Below are 19,398 nucleotides of genomic sequence, written 5' to 3'. Positions count from 1 at the left end.
GAAATAAAGAAGATATGAAAATTGGAGGCGGAATATTCGTTTTATCGGTGTTGTTTGCCCTTTGTGGAAACGGTGGGGCGGCTCAACCTCGTGATACGGCGATCTGCGATAAGATTTTAGGGGATACCTTGTCGTCTCGGGAACTTCCTCTTCCCGAAATCCCTTCGACTCTTCGTAGTGCTCCCGAAAGGGCGGCTTACGTTGTTACGCATTTCTGGGACGATATGGACTTCCGGGATACGCTATGCAGTCGTGATACGGCTTTTATGGAACAGAATTTTGTCAATTTTGTCGCTTTGTTTCCTCATGCCGAATCGACTTCAGTGCAGCCGGCTGTCCGGAACCTGATGCGACGAGCCGAAGCCGACCCTGTGGCCTATACGCTTTTAATGGAAATAGCTGAAAAGTATCTTTATGAACCCTTTTCCCCGATGCTGAACGAGGAGTATTTTATCTTTTTTCTGGAGGAAATGGTGCGTACGCCTGTTTTGGGAGAGTACGATAAAATGCGTTCCGTCTATTTGTTGGAAGCGGCAAAGAAAAATCGCCCCGGAATGAAGGCTGCCGATTTTACCTATTTTACCCGGGACGGGAGGCTGCAGACACTTTACGGTACGAAAGGGCGTCGAATACTGTTGATCTTTTATGACCCTGATTGCGACCACTGTAAAAAAACGATGGAGAAGTTGCAAGGAAATGAATTTCTCCGGCAACAAATTCATGCACAACAGTTGACGGTACTCGCTATTTACGCGGATGACGACCGGAAGGCATGGAACCGTACGAAAAACGATTTTCCGACGGAGTGGATTGTCGGATTGGACCGGGGCGATATTCGTGAGCGGGAACTGTATGTCATGTCAGTCATGCCGACGCTTTATCTGCTTGATCGCGACAAGAAAGTGGTTTTGAAAGAAGTATCGTTGCAGACACTGCTCGGTGTGTTAGCCGATGATTTACAACGTTAATTTTTAAAGGTATTTCAGAGGGTATACGTAAACTTTTTTTAGAATGGATCTCTCTTGTCCGCTGAGGTTTTACATAGGTCATAGATCAAATGTTTTTGATATTCAATACGATAATAGCTGGAAGAATATATAAAGAATTATAAAATATTAATATATACTCGTTATTGCTGTTCCAATTTAAATACTATTTTTGAGAAAATTAAAAATAGTTTAGCTTTATGTATTTATATAATATCAACACGATTGCTCGTTTCGAATCAAAAATATTAAGACGTTCCTGGCTGTTTCGTGTATTCATTCCCCTTTCTTTATTTATTGTCGCTTGCTTTCAGTTAGTGGTGCAAGGTGATTTACTGCCCTGGAGTTCATGGAATTTGATTGCTTTATCTTCTTATATACCTTATTTGAATGCAAGTGTCGTGGTTGTGCCTTTAGTCATTGCGTTTGCTTTATTAGCAAAAGATTTTTGGAGTGAAGACTGTAAGTGCGATACAATGGAAATGGTGTATGTCCGTCCGATGAGTAATGCCGATTTCATTATAGGTAAAGCCTGGGGGAATATTCGGGTGTTTATGGGAGTGGCATTCATCTCTTTAGTGATAGGTGCAATGATTAATCTTTTTCTCAGTGATGCCCCGTTTAACGGTTTCCTTTATCTTTTCTATTGGATTGTTTTTTTGTTTCCTTCGTTAGTTTTTATTTCGGGCTTGTCTTTTTTTGTCTCAAGTATCATTCATAATAAGTTGTTGACAACCCTGTTTTTGTTGGGATACCTGTTTTTGACCTTCTATTTTTTGGATGACAAGGAACAGGGGATTTTCGACTTTTTGGCTTCTACGGTTCCCAGTACCTATTCCGATATAGCAGGTTATCCCGATTTAGGCTTTGTCCTGTTGCAACGATTGGGGTGGTTATTGCTGGGGCTTGGCTTAATCGGTTACTCGATTACTTTTTGGCGGCGTATTCCGAATTGCCCCGGGAATCGGGCGGTTCAACTCAAATATTCCACATTGTTCGTGATAGGGGGAATTTTTTGCGGTTGTATGTTGTATTTTTCAATATCTCTGACCAAAACTCGTCGTGCAGAGTACGTGGCGAGTTACGACAGATACAGTTTAAAGGATAAAATGGTAATGGATCGACAATCGATTACCTATCGGCAGAAAGGCGATAAAATAGAAGTAAATACCTTGTTGAAACTTATAAATCCTCATGATAAGGAGGTGAATTCGGTTATTTTGTATTTGAATCCCGGTTTGGAGGTAAAACGTTTGCTGAAAGGTGATCGGGAATTGACTTACTCTCGGGATAACCAGGTGATCGAGATAAAAGAGAAAGTATCGGCCGGAGATTCTCTTTGGCTCGCGTTGGAATACGAGGGACGAATCGATGAGAGAATCTGTTATCTGAATCAATCTGAAAAAGATATATGGGATGGTAAAACCATCGGTTCTTCTTTTTTCCGGAACGGAAAACGATATGCCATCGTTGAAAGAAATTATACGTTATTGACTCCGGAATGTCTTTGGTATCCGGTGAGTGTACCTTCCGTGAATTCGAAAAACAGATACGATGTTCAAAAGAATTTTACTTCATACAGACTGAAAGTTGTAGATACCGGGGACAGGACGGTTTTGTCGCAAGGAAAATCAAGCCGCATCGGAGATATCACGGAATTTCGGCCCGAATATCCTCTACCGGGAATTTCGTTGTGTATTGCTTCTTATAAGAAGTATTCCGTGACGGCGGATTCGATATCTTTCGAGCTTTACCTTGTAGAAGGACATGATGATTTTATGCAATACCTGTCTCACGTAAAGGATTCGGTGGAGACAATTCTATCGGGAATGAAGGAGGTTTTGGAGGGTATGAAAGGGCGAGATTATCCGTATCGTCGTTTTATGTTGATAGAGACTCCAGCTTCGTTTGCATCCTATTATCGTTTCGAGCGGGGAGGAAGTGAACGTATGCAACCGGAGATGGCGTTAATGCCGGAACGGGGAATCGGTTTTTGGACTATGAATTTTAAAATATCTCAACAATTTATGAAGCAAATATACGGGAAGGATATTTCTCCGGTGGAGGCTGAACGGAGGATGTTAGATCAATTAATCCAATCTGTATTTTTTAATGAATATGCTTCCTGGAGTGATAATGTTTCCTTCGAAGTCTTTACGAGTAATTTGTCCGCAGATTTCGCTTTAAGCGGTAATCAATTTGATATATCCCCCTTGTTTTTTAATTACATCGGTCAATTGGATATACCTGATTATCCCGTTATGAATGTGGTAATCAACGATTTGATTAAACGGCAGGATGATAAGGAAAAGGGACAGGTAAGTAATTGGGCGACATATAGTAGTTCTCAAAAAAAGGCGATGCGTTATTTGAAAGAGCATAGCCTTAAAGAGGCGTTGGAAGCTCCCGAACTCTCTTCGGATGTGTTATACCAGATTATTAAACTGAAATCGTTGATGTTACAGGAGCAATATTTTATGCCGGTGATATCTTCCGTTGATTTTAAGAAATATATTAATGACTATTTGTATGAACACCGGAATACTCCAGTAGATTTCGTTATTTTTGACGAGGAGTTCGAGAAACGTTTCGGGGTAAGTTGGTTAGATGTTTTACCGGAATGGTGTATGACGAAGGGAATTCCCTCCTATTTGATTCAAGACTATCTTGTCGAGGAGGTGGAGGAGGCAGGTAATGATTCGGACGGAATACGCGGAAAGCGTTATCGTTTTCAGATAAGTGTATATAATGATTCGGATATTGCCGGAGTCGTGACATTTGGTTATACGCAGATATCTACGGTTTCGAATGCTTTTGGAGATATAAACATGACCAGCAATATGACTTCCGGCCGTTCTGAGAATATTTTGATCGGCCCGAAGGAAGCGAAAAAAATTGTCATGATGTGTGAGGGAGAATTTGTAAATGCTACATTAAATACGAATCTTTCTTCCAATCTTCCTATTGCTATTAATTATTACCGGGATGGAGAATTGCGAAAAACGAAGGAAACTTCTACGGGAGTGACGGATATAGATGCTGCCGTTTTCTTGCCTAAAGAGGATGAACGGATCGTGGATAATGAATCGGAGGGTTTTAAGATCGTAACCTCTTCTTCCAGTAATAAAATGCGTAAATGGATGAAAGCGAATGAAACGACGGAATATAAAGATTTTTATACGATGACGGCATCCGAAGACTGGTCTCCGGTCGTATCGGACGAATTTTACGGGGGACATATACGTGGTGGTTGGATAAAAAAGGGGGGAGACGGTAGAGCCAAGGTCGGGTGGACGACCCGATTGGATAAAGCCGGATATTACGAACTTTCGGTTTTTATACCGAACAGCGTGGAATTATACCGGATAACAGGAGAGGCGCTACAAAATGTAAATGCAGTAAAGCAGCATTATACGGTATACCATAACGGAGAAGAATCGGAAGAAGAGCTCGAAATCCCCTTGCCGGAAAGAGGATGGTTGTCCTTAGGACGTTTTTATTTCCACCCGGGAGAAGCTACGATTGTGCTTAATGATAAGAGAAGTGTTGCCGACCAGATCATCTATGCTGATGCTGTGAAATGGGTTTTTGATGGTGAAAAGTAATATTTATTTATAATCAGATATGGATATAAGTGTGGTTCTATCGGTTGTGATTGCAATATGTACGGCTTTGTATACTGTAATCAACCTGATGATGTGGTTCGAAAGCCGGGCTACCCGAAAACAAAAGATAACGCCTTTTATTGTGGCTTATCTCCAATCAACGGATTCCCATATGGTAGAAGTATTGCATATAAAAAATATCGGGGAGGGATACGCGAAGGATGTTTGGTTTAAGGTAATAAAAGATTACAAAAGATTGGGGAAAGAATCCTTATTATTGTCTGAATGCGGGGCCATCAAAAGAGGAGTCTCCTCTTTTCCACCGCAATATGAAGTGACCTATTATATTGAAAGCTGGGGGGATATAGGGGAAAAAAATATCGATGAGATAATCGAATTGGAAATTTCTTATAAAAGAATGGATGGAAAAGAGATCACTAATAAGTATGCTTTACCGCTGAATGAGCTGACTGATCAGAATTACAGTAATCCGCCAGAAACTTTTATCGGTCAAATTCCGCATTATTTGCAAGAGATTAATAAGACTTTAAAGAGCGATTTGAAAAAGGCATAATGATTTTGAACGTCTTTATCCCGTAAAAACAAACCTATTAACGGGATTGCGATCCATTAAGTTGGTTAAGAGATTATTTTTAAATCAAACGGTTCGTATAAAAAGGGACCTCTGCATGGGATTTTTTGCCGATAAATAAGTACTTTTGCCGATCGACAGAAGGAAATAGAATGGAATATTTTTTAGAATATTTTGGCGTTGTGACGGGGATTGTATACCTGATATTGGAAATTTTTCAGCATCGGGCGATGTGGGTTGTCGGGTTCCTGACCTCTTTCGTCTATGTATTTGTCTTTTTCTTTTCCAAATTTTACGCGGACATGAGTTTGAATATTTATTATGTTTGCATGAGCGTCTATGGTTTCTGGCAATGGCGGAAAATGGGGAACAGGGGAGAAAAACGAGAGGTCGCTATACTGTATCACCATTTGAATCTGAAAATATTTTTAGGGATTATAGCGGTAACAGGAGTGTTGTACGGGGTTTTATTCCGCATACTTGTCGATTATACAGATTCTCCTGTTCCGGTCGGTGATGCTTTTACGACGGCGTTGAGCATTACGGCCACGTGGATGCTTGCCCGCCGGATTTTGGAACATTGGTATTTTTGGGTAGTAATTAATTTTGTATCGGTGTATCTCTATTACCAGCGGGAACTTTATCCTACTTGCTTTCTTTTTATATGTTACGGAGTTTTGGCTGTCGTAGGGTGGGTCAATTGGAAGAAAAAGGGAATCTTATATGATGGAAAATTATAAATGTGTAGTTGTCGCTAATGGTTTGTTTCCTTCCGGAGAGTTAGCGTTGAGAATATTGAATCAGGCGGAGTATATCATTGCATGTGATGGAGCTGTAGTTCACCTGGAACAACACGGAATTGTTCCGGACGTTATTGTGGGGGATTTAGACAGTTTACCGGAAGAGTTGTGTACTCGTTACGCGAATCGTTTGTATCAGTTGAGGGAGCAGGAGACCAATGATTTGACAAAAGCCGTTCGTTATGCCGGGGAAAAAGGAATTCGAGAGGTGCTGATACTGGGAGCCACGGGGTTACGTGAAGATCATACATTAGGAAATATCTCGCTGTTACTACAATATGCTCCCGATTTCGCCCGGATTGAAATGTTATCTGATTATGGTTTGTTTACGCCGCTCTTGAAAGATGCGACCTTGTCATGTCGGCCCGGGCAACAGGTTTCGCTCTTTTCTTTATATCCTCACGGGATGGTTTCGACCTTCGGTTTGCGTTATCCTATCCGGAAACGGAGGTTTTTATATTGGTGGGAAGCCACCCTGAACGAAGCTTTAGGGAAGACCTTTTCCGTTGTATTGGAAGAAGGGGCTAAGGTTATCGTTTATCGTCAAATGTGACTATAGATTCGTTTCGAATGAAGTAGTAATATTTGTTTTATGTGATTAATAATCTTCCTTTTCTTCTTGCTTGACAGGTTCTTTTGTTTCCGGTAACGGATTGTTAAATATATCGTGTTTATCTTTAGGCTGAAGGTACTTTAACCATTGAAAGCCTTTTAGCCGAGCTTCCTCGGGATCAACAAGGAACAAGGGATTCAGTTCTCCTTCCGGCTTGTTTATAAAGATAATATCCGTTACCTTTCGGTTTTTTATTTCGATACGTATGTTTGAACTCGTGGCCCGGTTCATTCCTATAATGGCTCCTTTGTCGTCCGGATAGTAAATACTCTCTCCGTTTCCATCCACGAACACTCTATAAAGTTCGTTATCTTTAAAATAACCGGTCATGTTCCTACCCTTGAGCTGATCGAACATTTCGGTTTCCTCCCTTCGGGCTATCATCATAGCCTGATTTTTCAGGTAAAACTCTTTTACGGTTCCTTTTCCGGTAAGAATAGATATAATTTCTCCCGTCATTTGATTACCAGAGGCCCATATTACCGGACGCTTATAAATGGAGATCATGGAATCGACCGTTAAGTAGACCACGGAATCGCCTACTCCTTGTAGGTCTTTACTATAAAACCGGACCTTGTAGTAAGCTTTTAAAATATTATTGCCTAATGTATCCTTGTTTAAAAAAAGGGTATCGCCGTGTAAAAATAAAGAGTCTTGTTTTCCCGCGAGAATCAATAAAGCGCGATCGGTAACGAAAGCGTTGTTACTTTTTTGGTTAACCATTCCATAATTTCCTTTTACAATGACATCATTGACCGTATCGGTAAGTACTACATCGTCTATTAAAAGAGCTTCTTGCGTAATACTGTCGATGACCATGGTCTTGGCTGTTCCTCCATAAGTTAGGTAGGTGATATGATTATTTTTGTAAAGTTCGGCATGTCCTGTCAACGTGTTGTACCATCCATCCTCTGAATATAAAGTGGTACCCTCTTCGCCTTTTCCGTAAATATTCGTAGGACCTAATATGGAGACCACTTTCGTCTCTGTTTGGTATTTTAGGGTATCCGAGTGAATAATATAGTCGGGAGCATCTACTCGTACACTATCTTTAAAGTACGCTAATTTGGTCTTGGTAAAGTAGTTTCCTAATTTGCTGGTTAGAACCGTTACGCTGTCTTTTATTTGTCCGCCATTAAAATAATAACCTATTTCAAACAAACCGTCGTAATCTAGAAAGTTGGTTGTTAAGGTGATCTTAGGATCTCTTAAAGAAACATTGTTTCTGATTTTCACCATTTTCGTGTTGCCGTCGTAATGCATGTAATCACCTGCCAAGTGTATGCTATCGTTCTGTCTGGCTCTAACATGTCCGAAAGCTTCAATATAGTTACTGTCCGGATATTGGTAAAGGCTGTCGCACCACATAAGCATATTTTCATGAGTCATATGAACATTGCCGATAAATTTATTTATTTTTTTCAGGTTGTCGATCTTAAGATTATCAGCATGCTTTATGTCGATCTTTGCCGGTTTTTTGTTTTGTGCGGAAATATTCCCAATCAATCCTCCAAGACAGATACACCATATAATTCCCCAGATACGTAGCATTTTGTTTGCGATTATATTGATTAAAACGTGGCCTACTCTTTTAGGAATTTATTTGATCCAGCCGTCAAAATTAAACTTGGCGTTCTTGTATTCGTCGTCAATATGTATATAAGTACTTTCTTGCTTTTCTTTTATCCATTTCTGAAAAGCCTTTTGTCGTTTCTCTATTAATAAATTATTCTCGAAGAAACTCCAGTCGTCTTGGAGATTGGCTTTGTGGGTAGGGTAGTAAGCCTTGATTTTTATAATTTTATACTCTTCGATAGGACCGGATTGATCCCAGAAAGGCTCTGAAATTTCTCCTACTTGAAGGTTTTTTACCTGTTTGGCCATTTCCCCTTTAATTATCTCCAAAGGGAGTTTGGGGTTGGCGTCTTCATCTACGATTAACCCGTAATTATTTCTCGTGTTTTTATCATCGGAACGCATTTCAGCCACGTACTCGAAAGGCACGCTGTCTCTTTGGATATATTTCACGATGGAATCCATTCTCTGTATGGCTTCTTGCCGTTGGCTGTCTTCTATACGCGGACGTAACAAAATGTGACGTACGTTTACTTTATCTCCCTGTCTGTCGATTCCCTGAATGAGATGGAATCCATATTCTGTTTCTACGATTTTAGAAAGTTTTCCCGGTTTTAAGGCAAAAGCCGCTTCCGCGAATTCGGGGGCTAATTGGCTTTTAGCGATATATCCTAACTCTCCTCCCTTGGAAGCAGACACGGGATCTTGAGAATAGAGTCCGGCCAAAACAGTAAAAGATTGTTTGCCGCTTAAAACTTCATCCCTGAATTCTCTCAATTGGTTTCTGATCCTCTCTTTTTCCGAATCGCTGATTTTTGGACGAATCACGATTTGTTGAATTTCGTATTGGGCTCCTACGTCTCTTATACTGTCTTTATTTAATTTTTTATAGTAGTAACGAACTTCTGAAGGAGTGACTCTCACGTCTTTTACGATTTTTTGTTGCATTTCCGAGGTAATTGCTCCCTCTTTTACAACGGTTCGCATTTCGTTTTTAAGTTCTTCTATCGATTTACCGAAATAACTCTCCATTCTTGCCTGAGAACCGATTTGATTAATATAACTATCTATTCTGGCATTTAACTCTCTTTCCACATCTTCGTCCGTCACAACGACACTGTCTACTTTCGCTTGTGCCAACAACAATTTGTTTACCAGGAGTTGTTCCAATACCTGAGTTTTATAATCGATTTGGGGATCGAGTATATTTTCACTTCTTAGGTGTATCAGCTGATTTTCGATTTCCGATTTTAATATGATCTCTTCTCCCACGACAGCCACAATTTTGTCTATAACATTATTTTGTGCTGAGGCATAGCTTATTAAGAATGATAACGTAAGTAGTACTAAATATCTCATAATTTATTTGTAAAGTTATTTCAATAAAAACGCTCTAAACTAATACTTTTTCTTCAAAAACACGGAATAATCTCTCGATTTTCTACGATTTCAATATATTTTGACGTAATTTTTTTCTATTCCCTCTTCGTTGATCTGTTTTTCCAAATTATCTTCGAAGTTCATTTTTTTCTTGTTCCGTAAAATAATTTCAATTTCCTGTTTCACGTAATCTGCCGGGGCTGTATCGTGTTCATTTAAGATCTCCTTGATTCTCAAGAAAAAGTAATTTTCATCATCTTCTATCTCAAGGTATTCTTTATTCTTGTATTTCTTTTCCCAATCTTCTTGAGTGATGGGTAGAATATTTAATAAATATCTTAATTCTATCCATTTATCATTGAAATTATCGTACTTTTTAGCATTGGTGATACAATACTCTTCTAAAGCCGCCTGATCGTTTGCTTCATTGGAGCGGATCCATTTTCGAACATTATTGATGTTAGATGCCGATTTCGGGATGATAATCAATTGAGCTCTGACGACGGGAGTTCTCAATACGAAGTTATATTTGTTTTTTTCATAATATTCGTCTATTTCTGCTTGACGGATTTGAGCCTCTAATTTTTGGGATATCAGTTTTTCCTTGTATTTATAAATTAGGATAGAGGAAGAGTATTCTTCTACCTGTTTGCGGATGTCTTTTTCTTTATCGGAAAGATTTTGCAGGGCCTTATTTAATAATAGCTCTTTTGTGATCCATTTTCTCACGTATTTTTGTGCTATCAAAGTACTGTCTGTTTTGGAGGTACCCGGAGGGATTATTTCATTTACTTCGGATAGAAGCAGGTATTTATCCAATACTTTGGCTACCGGTACATCGTTCGGATCGATTTTATTACCGCATCCGCTGAGGAGTAGAGTGAACAAGACAAGTATAATTATCGATTTCATGTTGTTGTTAAATAGTTGGGCGAAAATAGTAAAAAACCGTTTTAAATAGATCTTTTCGCGGATGAAAGTTGAAAATAGGAGTAGTAATTTTTTAGAAACGACTTATTTTGTACGTTTGTAGGGAAATCAGCTAAAAGATGGTAAAGATCGAGGATATATTGAAAAAGTATTGGGGATACGATGAATTCCGTTCTCTCCAGAGAGAGATTATTCTGTCTGTTTTAGAGGGTAAAGATACACTTGCTTTAATGCCTACCGGAGGAGGGAAGTCTTTGACCTATCAGGTGGCGGGAATGGTTCTTGACGGCATTTGCTTGGTCGTGACGCCGTTAATCGCTTTAATGAAAGATCAGGTAGAAGATTTGAGGCGTAGGGATATTGCCGCTGAGGCCATACATACGGGAATGGATGCGGATGAAATCGTATCCGTGATCAACAAATGCATTTATAAAGGGGTCAAATTCCTGTATGTCTCTCCGGAACGTTTGACTTCCGGGCAATTTCGGTTGAAGCTGAAAGAGATGCCTTTGTCTTTGATAGCCGTGGACGAGGCTCACTGTATCTCTCAATGGGGATACGATTTCCGGCCTTCTTATTTGCGTATAGCCGAGATTCGTGATTTTTTTCCTGGTGTCGCGGTATTGGCGCTAACGGCGACGGCTACTCCTGAAGTCGTTAAGGATATACAGGAACAATTAAAATTTAAGGCGGCTCACGTGTTGTCAAAAAGTTTCCGTCGGGATAACTTATCTTATGTCGTCCGGAAAGTGGAAGATAAAGCCGGAGAGTTACGGATGATTCTTTCCCGGGTGAATGCTCCGGCTATTGTTTATGTACGTAAACGTAAGAAAGCGGAGGAGTTGGCTGACTTTTTGCGGAAAGCGGGTATACGCGCGGATCATTATCATGCCGGGATGTCGGCTGTGCAACGAGAAAAAAGACAGGAGGCATGGAAAACGGGAGAAGTTCCTGTCATCGTTGCGACAAATGCTTTTGGTATGGGTATCGATAAGGCGGATGTCAGAGTGGTTGTGCATTATGATATTCCGGATACTCCGGAAGCTTATTTTCAGGAGGCCGGACGTGCCGGAAGAGACGGACAGCGGGCATATGCCGTTTTATTATACAATACTGCTTCTTTAACGGCTTTAAAAAATCGCGTAGAGAAAGAGTTTCCGGAAAAAGATTACGTGAAGCGGGTCTATGAAGCTTTGGGGAATCATTTCCAATTGGGAGAAGGAGAGGGGGCTGGACGAGTATTCGAATTCGATCCGGACTCTTTCGCTTCCTGTTTCGAGTTGGATCAGGTGAAAGTACTTTCGGCTATCGGTATATTGAGTGTGGCGGGGTATATGGAATGTACGACAGATATCAACTCTCGTTCCAGAGTTAGGTTTCTGTTGTTACGCGATCAGTTATACGACGTGGATTTGGGAGATGAGTTGTCGGAGCGTCTGATGGTTGTGTTGATGCGGAGTTATGCCGGTATATTCGTGCAGGACGTGTACGTGGATGAAGAGTATATCGCGGGGGAACTGAATGTGGACAGGTATAGACTCTATCACGCTTTTGTCGTTTTGGCCAAACAAAAGATTCTTCGTTATGTTCCGGGAAACAGCAGACCCTATATCTTGTATCATCAGCCTCGTTTACCCTTGTCTTATTTGTCGATCGGCCGCGAAGCGTATGAATGGAGGAAACAGGCCTACCAGAAAAAAGTGGGAGCCATGGTAGGGTATATCGAATTGGGAGAGACTTGTCGGCAATTGTATTTGATGGCTTATTTCGGACAAAAGGAGTATAAAGGGTGCGGGATATGCGACGTATGCATAGATAGAAGAAAAGCATCCGTAAAATTGGGAAAGGAGAGGATCGATCAGGAAATCCTTGCAGAACTTGCTAAAGGAGATATGGATATAAAAGAATTGGTTTGTTCCGTACCCGGCGATCGGGATGCGGTGATCGCCCGAATCCGTTTTTTATTGGATGAGGATCTTATTCATTATGTTACGCGTACCCGGCTGGGATTAAAAAGGTAAAGCAATGGAGGGTGTTTTTTTAGAGACGAAACGATTGATTCTTCGAAAAATGTCCATGGAGGATTTTTCAATTTTATCGACGATGTTACAGGACCGGGAGGTTATGTACGCGTGGGGATATACTTTTACAGACGAACAGGTATACTCTTGGATCGGACGGATGAACGAGAATTATGAAAGATACGGATACGCTTATTTTTTGGCGTGGGACAAGCAGCTGCACGAGGTGATAGGCCAAATCGGTTTGTTGCCGGAAGAGATAGAAGGGAAAAAATATATCGGTATAGGTTATATATTGTGTAAAAAACATTGGGGGAAGGGATACGCGACGGAAGGAGCAGGAGCTTGTATGGAATATGCTTTCCGTGTTTTGGGTGCGTCGATAGTGATTGCCGATATTCGTCCTGAAAACCTATCGTCCCGTGCCGTGGCGGAAAGGATCGGTATGAAAATGGTCGGTAAGTATGATAAAATAGTAAACGGTAGGGAAATAACTCATCTTATATACCGTGCTACTAACTAAAGAAGAAGTCCTGTTATAGTGGATTATACTCCTTGTTTATTGCCGAAAAGAGAGAGGTGAAGACGGTCGCAATAGCGCCAGCCGTTACGAATGCAATGCTCCAAAGTCTTGGGAATAGTACGTTGTAACTCTTCTGGAGTTGCTCCCATGGGCATCAATAGAATATCTTCGTTTCGCCAATCCGTGAGTTGAGTCAAGATCTTTTTTATTTCTTCCGCATCGTGTTCCGCGGAATAAACAAATTTGAGTTGAAAATCTTTTCCGTATTGCCGAGCATGAGTGATGAACGATTGGATGTTTCCTAAATTTATCCGGGTGGTACTGTGCCGACGGTCATGTGGCGACGGGGGAGTAGAACTGGCTAATTTAGGGGAGATGCTGAAAAAATCGATTTCGGCGGCGCAAGCTTCATTGAAAAGGGTTCCGTTTGTCTCTACGGTGATATGAAACGGGTACTCTTTTTTCAGTTCCCGACAAAGCATAAGCACTCCTTCTGCTTGCAAAAGGGGCTCTCCCCCCGTAATGATGATGTGACGGATGTTTTCCCGGTTGTGTTTAACGATCCGAGTGATATCCGTAACCGGAAGCCGGAAGCTCTCCTCGATCTTAAAAGCGGCATAAGCCGTGTCGCATTCAACAACCCCTTCCGGAGTTTGCCAGCAACAATGTAGGTTGCATCCCGCTAACCGGATAAATAATGAAGGTATGCCATTCAACTTTCCTTCACCTTGAATGGTTCCCGGAAAAGTGAAGCCGGAAGCCGGAAGTTTTTCCAATGGATTACCCGCTTTATCCCGGGTGATAGGGAAGATACCGTCTTTTGCCAGTTGAATAAGCATAATGGTTGAATGAGTCGTTTTAGTTCAATGCTTTCCACCACAGATCGTCCTTCCATTCTTCCTGAATGGCTTCGGAGAAACAAATATCTTTTAGGGTAAAATCGACTAACGAGAGATCTTCCCGGAAGGCTTCAGCGTAACCGGTTGCCGTTTCATGTACCCGTACGGAATTTAACCGTACGTTTCCTTCTCCGTTTTTGTGTTCCGTGTGTTGCAGTATTTTGTCGATCAGGAATAGAAACAATAAAGCGTAGCCTTCGGCGGAGGGGGATACGGGAATCTCTGCCACTCGTCGGTTATAACGGTATACGAATTGCTTTAAATCTTCTTCCTCTTGCTTCCAAAGCGAATAAGAGTGATCGAAGCTGTCGATTAGTTCCTTTACCTTATCTAATAGTACAAAATCCATGACCATGTAGCCTTTGTCCAGCTTGTCGGAGGCGATAAACACTTCAACGATATAGGAGTGGCCGTGGATGTTCTCTCTGCATCGTTGCGACGAACAGTTCCGTACGATATGGGCTCCTTCGAATTTAAACAATTTACGAATTAACATATGGTGTTTTTTGAGTTACTCTATCGCGGGATCCTCAATTCCGGCTTCGGCAAACGCTTTTGCCCGTAATAGACAGCTGTCGCATGTACCGCAAGGTTTGTCGCCTCCCCGGTAACAACTCCACGTGAGACCGAAATCTACTCCCAGAGTCGTTCCTAAACGAACCTCTTCAGCCTTGGTCATATGCATAAAAGGGGCATGTAGGGTTATACGGCGTTTCTTTTCGGCACCCAAAACCGTTCCCAAGTTTATGGCATTTTCCATGGCTTTGATAAATTCTTCTCGGCAATCCACGTAACCGGAATAATCCACTTCGCTGACTCCGATAAAGATATCAGTGATCTCCAGGGCATCCGCGTAAGAGGCGGCAACGGATAAAAATACCATATTTCGGGCCGGAACATAAGTAGCCGGAATATCGTCCCGTTCGATATTTCCGTCAGCAATGTCGATCTTTTCATCGGTAAGGGAACAACCGTCCCACTGGTTCAACATCAACTCGACGATTTTATGTTCCTTTACTCCGATGGCTTTTGCGACGGCTTTGGCAGAAAGTAATTCCTTGTCGTGTTTTTGACCGTACAGAAAAGTCATAGCGTATAATTCGTCGAATCCCCGGTGTCTTGCCAGATAAGCAGCCGTTGTCGAATCCAATCCTCCTGATAATAAAACAATCGCTTTCTTCATAAGATCTTCTACTTGTTGTTTTGCTTTACAAAAGTAGTGAAAATATTTTGTCGAACAAGGTTATTCGTTGCTTGTCACGTGAAATGTGGGTCGGGAGTAGGTTATTACGAGAGAAACGGTTTTAAAACCGATCACACGCTCGAGCATTTTTTTATTGCCAACTATCCGGAGCCGATATGGGAGGACGGCAAACAATGTATCGATATGTATTGTTTAAAGAAACGGCTGTCTTAAAGGTTATTCATTATTCTTTTGAATTTACACGGAGTTTTGTGTAATAAGTGGAAAAAGTGAATTCAAACGGTTATATTTGTACGATGTATATGTGTTTTACTAAGAATTGATAGACTCATGGGTATATTCAGTAAATTATTCGGTAATGGCGGATGTGCTAAAATAGAAACTCCCGCCGATAAAATAGTTCGTGTTATTCGGGAAAAGACAACGACTCCCAGTATAAGGCTCCGTCCGGCTAAGGAAAAGTGTTCTTTATATAATAGTAAAATCGGTGGAGTTCCTTATTTGCCCGTGGATTTTCCATATCCCACGGAAGTGTTGGAGGAGGGGCAGGAGAGGCCTTTACGTCTTTTAGCTCAGATCAATTTTGAAGAGATACCTTCCTTAGAAGGATTTCCTGCGACGGGAATGTTACAATTTTATATTAGTGACGGAGGAATGTACGGGTTGAATTTCGAAGAATTGACCCTTCAAAAGGGATTTCGGGTCATTTATCATGAGAAAGTCGATAAAGAGGCGGAGTTGATTTCTGCACTTCCTTTCGATGAGGAGAGAAGGGACAAAGAAATATTTCCCGTATCCGATGAATTGAAGTTGAATTTCGAATTAGGCGAGATGCCTATGGGCGGGGGGGATTTTCGTTTTGATAAATTAGTCTTGGATGCCTATAATGAAGTCTATCCCTCGAATCAAGTCTCTTCTTTAGAACGGATATCCGAAGAGATTACGGATGGAGTATACGATCAGTTGGAGGGAGGTGGGCATCATATCGGCGGTTACCCGATGTTTACGCAAATAGATCCTCGGGAATACCATGAGAATTTGCGGGGGCATACCGTGCTATTGTTTCAATTGGATTCGGAGGAGACGAATGATTATTCGATTCTTTGGGGGGATTCGGGTGTTTGTCATTTTTTTATAAAGCCTGAAGATTTGGCCAGACGTGATTTTTCTAACGTCTTATATAATTGGGATTGTTATTAAAGACGTTTCACATGAAAAAACACCCAAGAATAGTATCATTCTTGGGTGTTTTTCAATAAGTAATGACGGAAGTTTGTTTTTTGCCGTCCATCCAGACGGTCAACGGCTTTTTGAAACGGACTCGTCGGGCATAGGTTAATTCGTGAATGACATCCTGTTGTTCGAGTACGTCGAACCTAATAAATGAATCGGGGGATTCGAAGGGGATGGCAAAATAACCGATATTCATGGAGGTAACATTATGAAAAAAGTGAGAACCTAAAGAGGCATCCAACGGAAAATCAGGAAGTCCTTGTTCCACTATTATTTTTGCATTGGCGATATCGGACCATTGGACGGGAATTCCCGTAAGCGGGTCCCGTGTACCCCAGCGTCCCGGGCCGATCAGTATGAATTTTTCTTCTTCCCGGGCAATTTCGGCATTGAGTTGTTTTACCTCTTCAGCCATTTCCCGGGTTTTGAGTCTGTCGAATTTCCGAGGATCGATATAGACGACGTCCCGGATATATTGCAATTTTCCGTTTCCCATACCTTTATTGGCTTTAAGAAGAATCTTTTTTTGATCGATGTGAAGTGTATCGATATCTATGGAGTATTCGTTTTTAATTAACGGTTTGATTTGTAATAAATAGAATACCGGTATACTTTCTTCTATATTAAGGGAAAATTCAATTTCAACGGGTGACCCCATGGCTTGCGAGAAGATATCCAGCAAGATTTGTAGAGTGGAGGCTAACGGAATATAATCGTATTGTAAGATTTTGGCAAAATCAATAATTCGGGGACCTTTTTCATTCAGATCATAGACGATACGATCGTTCATGAAATCATAAACCGAAGCACTGTATTCCAATGTGCCGTCTCGTTCGGCCTCTTTTAAATCGTAGGCTTTAATTGCTGCATTTTCTCCGTCTCGGATTAAATCGTATCCCCGGTATTTCATATCAATAGCGTAAAAATAATTTTGGGAGCTACGGATTTTGTCCTGTATGGAAGCTAATTGCAATTTTGGAAATGCCGGAGAGAAACGATGAGTCTTTTCACCTCCTACCACGTAAGCTCCGAGTCCTATGGCAGTAACGGCAAAACCGTCTTCCGGCCTGATATAGGAAAAGGGGTAGAAGTTATAAGATTGGGCGACCCCGCTGATATCGGGATAATATCGTCCGTTGTGTTCGTTCCCGATTACTTCCTGTATGATTACACCCATTTTTTCTTCCTCTATCATGCTGTCAATAGCTTTGAAATAAGCCCTCGATTCATCGGAAAAGACAGAGGCGTAAACTAATTTGATGGCATCTTCCAGTTCTTTCAACCTGCGTTCAAAGTCCGGATTATTGTTAGGAATCAAATAAGTCGCGTACACACCGGCGAAAGGTTGGCTTAAGGAGTCTTCAAACAGACCGGAAGACCGGACTGCTAACGGCTTGGTCATGACTTGAAGATACTGGCGTAGCTTTTCTTTCAATGGTAAAGAGAGGGTGGCCTGTTGAAAGGCCTTTTTTAGGTGGTCGTATTCGTTGTTGATATAAGTTTCTTTATATAAATCGTTTAATTCCAGAAAATTATCGAATTCTTCCACCCCGATGATGGCGGTTTTGGGAATAGCGATTTTTAAATTGGGTATTAATTTTTTAAGGTAAACATTCTCAATAAAGTTGGATATAAATGCTAATCCGCGTCCTTTGCCTCCGAGAGAGCCGAGTCCCAGGCGAGTGATATAACGGTTGGAGTCGACCAATTCCGGCCGGAACGGAATAATACGTCCTCTTATTTTTTTTAGTTTGGAAGATTCGAAAACGTTGGCAATGAACTGGCGAATTTCATCGGTATTTTTAAAGTATTCAAAACTATACCGTCGTAATTTTTGAGCGAGATTGATTTCTCCCCTTGCCATTAACCAGGTGGATATACCGTTGCGAATAGAGTGGTATTCCAAAGATTCATCCGGTATGGTGGTCAATTTCCTTCGAAACTCTTTGATTGAAGTCGCTTTATCTATCGGGTGACCTGATTTGTCTCGAAAAATAAAATTTCCGAACCCGAGACGGGTTTTGATAAAAGTTTTTATTTCTTGTGCCAGCGTGAGCGAGTTTTTATTGATGAATTCCGCGTGGATTTTTTCTGCCCGTTTGGCATTTTCCTCTTCATGGCTTTGAAGAAGGCAGGGAATCTTGTATCCTAATCGCTGAACGTATTTAATCAACTCAACACCTGCATCTTCATCCTCGATGCCGTTTTTAGCGTAACGAACATCTGATATGACACCGATGATATTATTTTTGTATTTATCAATAATCTCTATCGCATCTTCATAGGTACTGACTAAAATCACTTTGGGACGTACCCGGATTTTCAATATGAGTCCCAGTTCGTCGTCCGATGGTTCGTCCGCGATGATTTTTTGTGTCTGGGTCATGATTTCGGTATAGAGTAAGGGTAAATAACGGGAGTAATATTTGACGGAATCCTCCACCACCAATATGACTCTGACATCCCCTAAACGTGTATCAGCTTCCAAATTCATTCGGTCTTCAAGATATTTGGCCATAGCCAAGAAGACTTTCGTCGAACCGTTCCAAACAAATAACCGTTCGATGGATTCGTGTACCTCTTTTTCGATGCGATGAAAGTAAGCAAGGTCTCCGTTGTTGTTAACTAACATTAACTGTTTGATATGGGGATGTACTTTTTTTATATTACGGCTGATTATCAAAGGGGTCTGTTTATCTAAGCCGGCCATGATGATAATGAGATCGTAATGTCGTTCCCTTAGTTTTTTCAAAGCTTCCGACTCGCTCGCTACAGAGGTGAAACGGGGAGCCGTAAATAAATTCAATTGCAGGTATTCTCCGAATATTTTGTCTGAAAATTGCCCTTCCCGTTCGATCGTGTAGGCATCGTAATAGTTTGCCACTAATAGAATCTCCTTTACTTTAAAGGGCATAAGTTCTTGAAAAATATCTCTATCGTTTTTTTTGCGTTTATATATGCGATTCAAATCTATTTTTTCCATAACAAGTTTTATTTTTATTCGCTTTTACGATTAAGTCGACTTTTCTGTTTTTTT

General features: G+C 41.1%; 14 protein-coding genes and 1 pseudogene. 8 read left to right on the top strand and 7 right to left on the bottom strand.

The window, feature by feature from the left end; all coding sequences use genetic code 11:
• The first annotated feature begins 14 nt into the window (after positions 1-14).
• The 5 genes from BN3283_RS07310 to BN3283_RS07290 all read left to right on the top strand — a co-directional run bounded on the left by BN3283_RS07310 (position 15) and on the right by BN3283_RS07290 (position 6,536).
• Positions 15-968, top strand: coding sequence for a DUF5106 domain-containing protein (locus tag BN3283_RS07310; protein WP_059026213.1), 954 nt, complete (start codon positions 15-17; stop codon positions 966-968).
• 218 nt (positions 969-1,186) lie between these two features.
• Positions 1,187-4,591 (top strand): ABC transporter permease, encoded by a 3,405-nt coding sequence (locus BN3283_RS07305; RefSeq protein ID WP_059026212.1) that lies wholly within the window; start codon positions 1,187-1,189, stop codon positions 4,589-4,591.
• 19 nt (positions 4,592-4,610) lie between these two features.
• Positions 4,611-5,165: a DUF8453 domain-containing protein gene (locus tag BN3283_RS07300; RefSeq protein ID WP_059026211.1), complete on the top strand. Its 555-nt coding sequence runs from the start codon at positions 4,611-4,613 to the stop codon at positions 5,163-5,165.
• 170 nt (positions 5,166-5,335) lie between these two features.
• The gene (gene pnuC / locus BN3283_RS07295; protein WP_059026210.1) at positions 5,336-5,923 is read left to right on the top strand and encodes a nicotinamide riboside transporter PnuC; all 588 of its coding nucleotides are present in this window, start codon (positions 5,336-5,338) and stop codon (positions 5,921-5,923) included.
• Positions 5,907-6,536: a thiamine diphosphokinase gene (locus tag BN3283_RS07290; RefSeq protein WP_041503577.1), complete on the top strand. Its 630-nt coding sequence runs from the start codon at positions 5,907-5,909 to the stop codon at positions 6,534-6,536. The genes pnuC and BN3283_RS07290 overlap by 17 nt, the downstream gene beginning before the upstream one ends.
• A gap of 45 nt (positions 6,537-6,581) precedes the next feature.
• Here BN3283_RS07290 and BN3283_RS07285 read toward each other — a convergent pair whose 3' ends face one another.
• From BN3283_RS07285 to BN3283_RS07275, 3 genes are all read right to left on the bottom strand, one after another.
• The gene (locus BN3283_RS07285; protein ID WP_041503578.1) at positions 6,582-8,147 is read right to left on the bottom strand and encodes an OstA-like protein; all 1,566 of its coding nucleotides are present in this window, start codon (positions 8,145-8,147) and stop codon (positions 6,582-6,584) included.
• A gap of 48 nt (positions 8,148-8,195) precedes the next feature.
• On the bottom strand, positions 8,196-9,530 hold the full coding sequence (locus BN3283_RS07280; protein WP_041503579.1) for a peptidylprolyl isomerase: 1,335 nt from the start codon (positions 9,528-9,530) through the stop codon (positions 8,196-8,198).
• A 90-nt stretch (positions 9,531-9,620) separates the two neighbouring features.
• On the bottom strand, positions 9,621-10,463 hold the full coding sequence (locus BN3283_RS07275; RefSeq protein WP_041503580.1) for a peptidylprolyl isomerase: 843 nt from the start codon (positions 10,461-10,463) through the stop codon (positions 9,621-9,623).
• A gap of 137 nt (positions 10,464-10,600) precedes the next feature.
• Between BN3283_RS07275 and BN3283_RS07270 the strand changes: the two genes are divergently transcribed.
• Both BN3283_RS07270 and BN3283_RS07265 read left to right on the top strand, forming a co-directional pair.
• A complete protein-coding gene (locus tag BN3283_RS07270; protein ID WP_059026209.1) occupies positions 10,601-12,502 on the top strand; it encodes a RecQ family ATP-dependent DNA helicase in 1,902 nt (633 codons plus the stop codon).
• 4 nt (positions 12,503-12,506) lie between these two features.
• Entirely contained in the window at positions 12,507-13,025 is a 519-nt protein-coding gene (locus tag BN3283_RS07265; protein WP_059026208.1) for a GNAT family N-acetyltransferase, read from the top strand.
• Between the two features lie 23 nt (positions 13,026-13,048).
• On the opposite strand, the gene BN3283_RS07260 is transcribed toward BN3283_RS07265, so the two are convergent.
• From BN3283_RS07260 to queC, 3 genes and pseudogenes are all read right to left on the bottom strand, one after another.
• On the bottom strand, positions 13,049-13,864 hold the full coding sequence (locus BN3283_RS07260) for a 7-carboxy-7-deazaguanine synthase QueE (RefSeq protein WP_059026207.1): 816 nt from the start codon (positions 13,862-13,864) through the stop codon (positions 13,049-13,051).
• A gap of 19 nt (positions 13,865-13,883) precedes the next feature.
• Positions 13,884-14,420, bottom strand: a complete 537-nt coding sequence (locus BN3283_RS07255; RefSeq protein WP_059026206.1) for a 6-pyruvoyl trahydropterin synthase family protein — start codon at positions 14,418-14,420, stop codon at positions 13,884-13,886.
• Between the two features lie 15 nt (positions 14,421-14,435).
• A pseudogene (gene queC, locus BN3283_RS07250) lies at positions 14,436-15,110 on the bottom strand (7-cyano-7-deazaguanine synthase QueC); the annotation flags it as partial.
• 348 nt (positions 15,111-15,458) lie between these two features.
• On the opposite strand from queC, the gene BN3283_RS07240 reads away from it, so the two are divergent.
• Entirely contained in the window at positions 15,459-16,328 is an 870-nt protein-coding gene (locus BN3283_RS07240) for a YwqG family protein (protein ID WP_059026203.1), read from the top strand.
• Positions 16,329-16,380: 52 nt separating this feature from the next.
• Here the strand turns inward: BN3283_RS07240 and BN3283_RS07235 are convergent, their stop codons facing one another.
• Positions 16,381-19,344, bottom strand: coding sequence for a PEP/pyruvate-binding domain-containing protein (locus BN3283_RS07235; RefSeq protein ID WP_059026202.1), 2,964 nt, complete (start codon positions 19,342-19,344; stop codon positions 16,381-16,383).
• Positions 19,345-19,398 lie beyond the last annotated feature (54 nt).

The sequence above is a fragment of the Gabonibacter massiliensis genome (assembly GCA_001487125.1).
GTDB lineage: Bacteria > Bacteroidota > Bacteroidia > Bacteroidales > Marinifilaceae > Gabonibacter > Gabonibacter massiliensis.
This window is presented reverse-complemented; position numbering and strand designations above follow the sequence as displayed.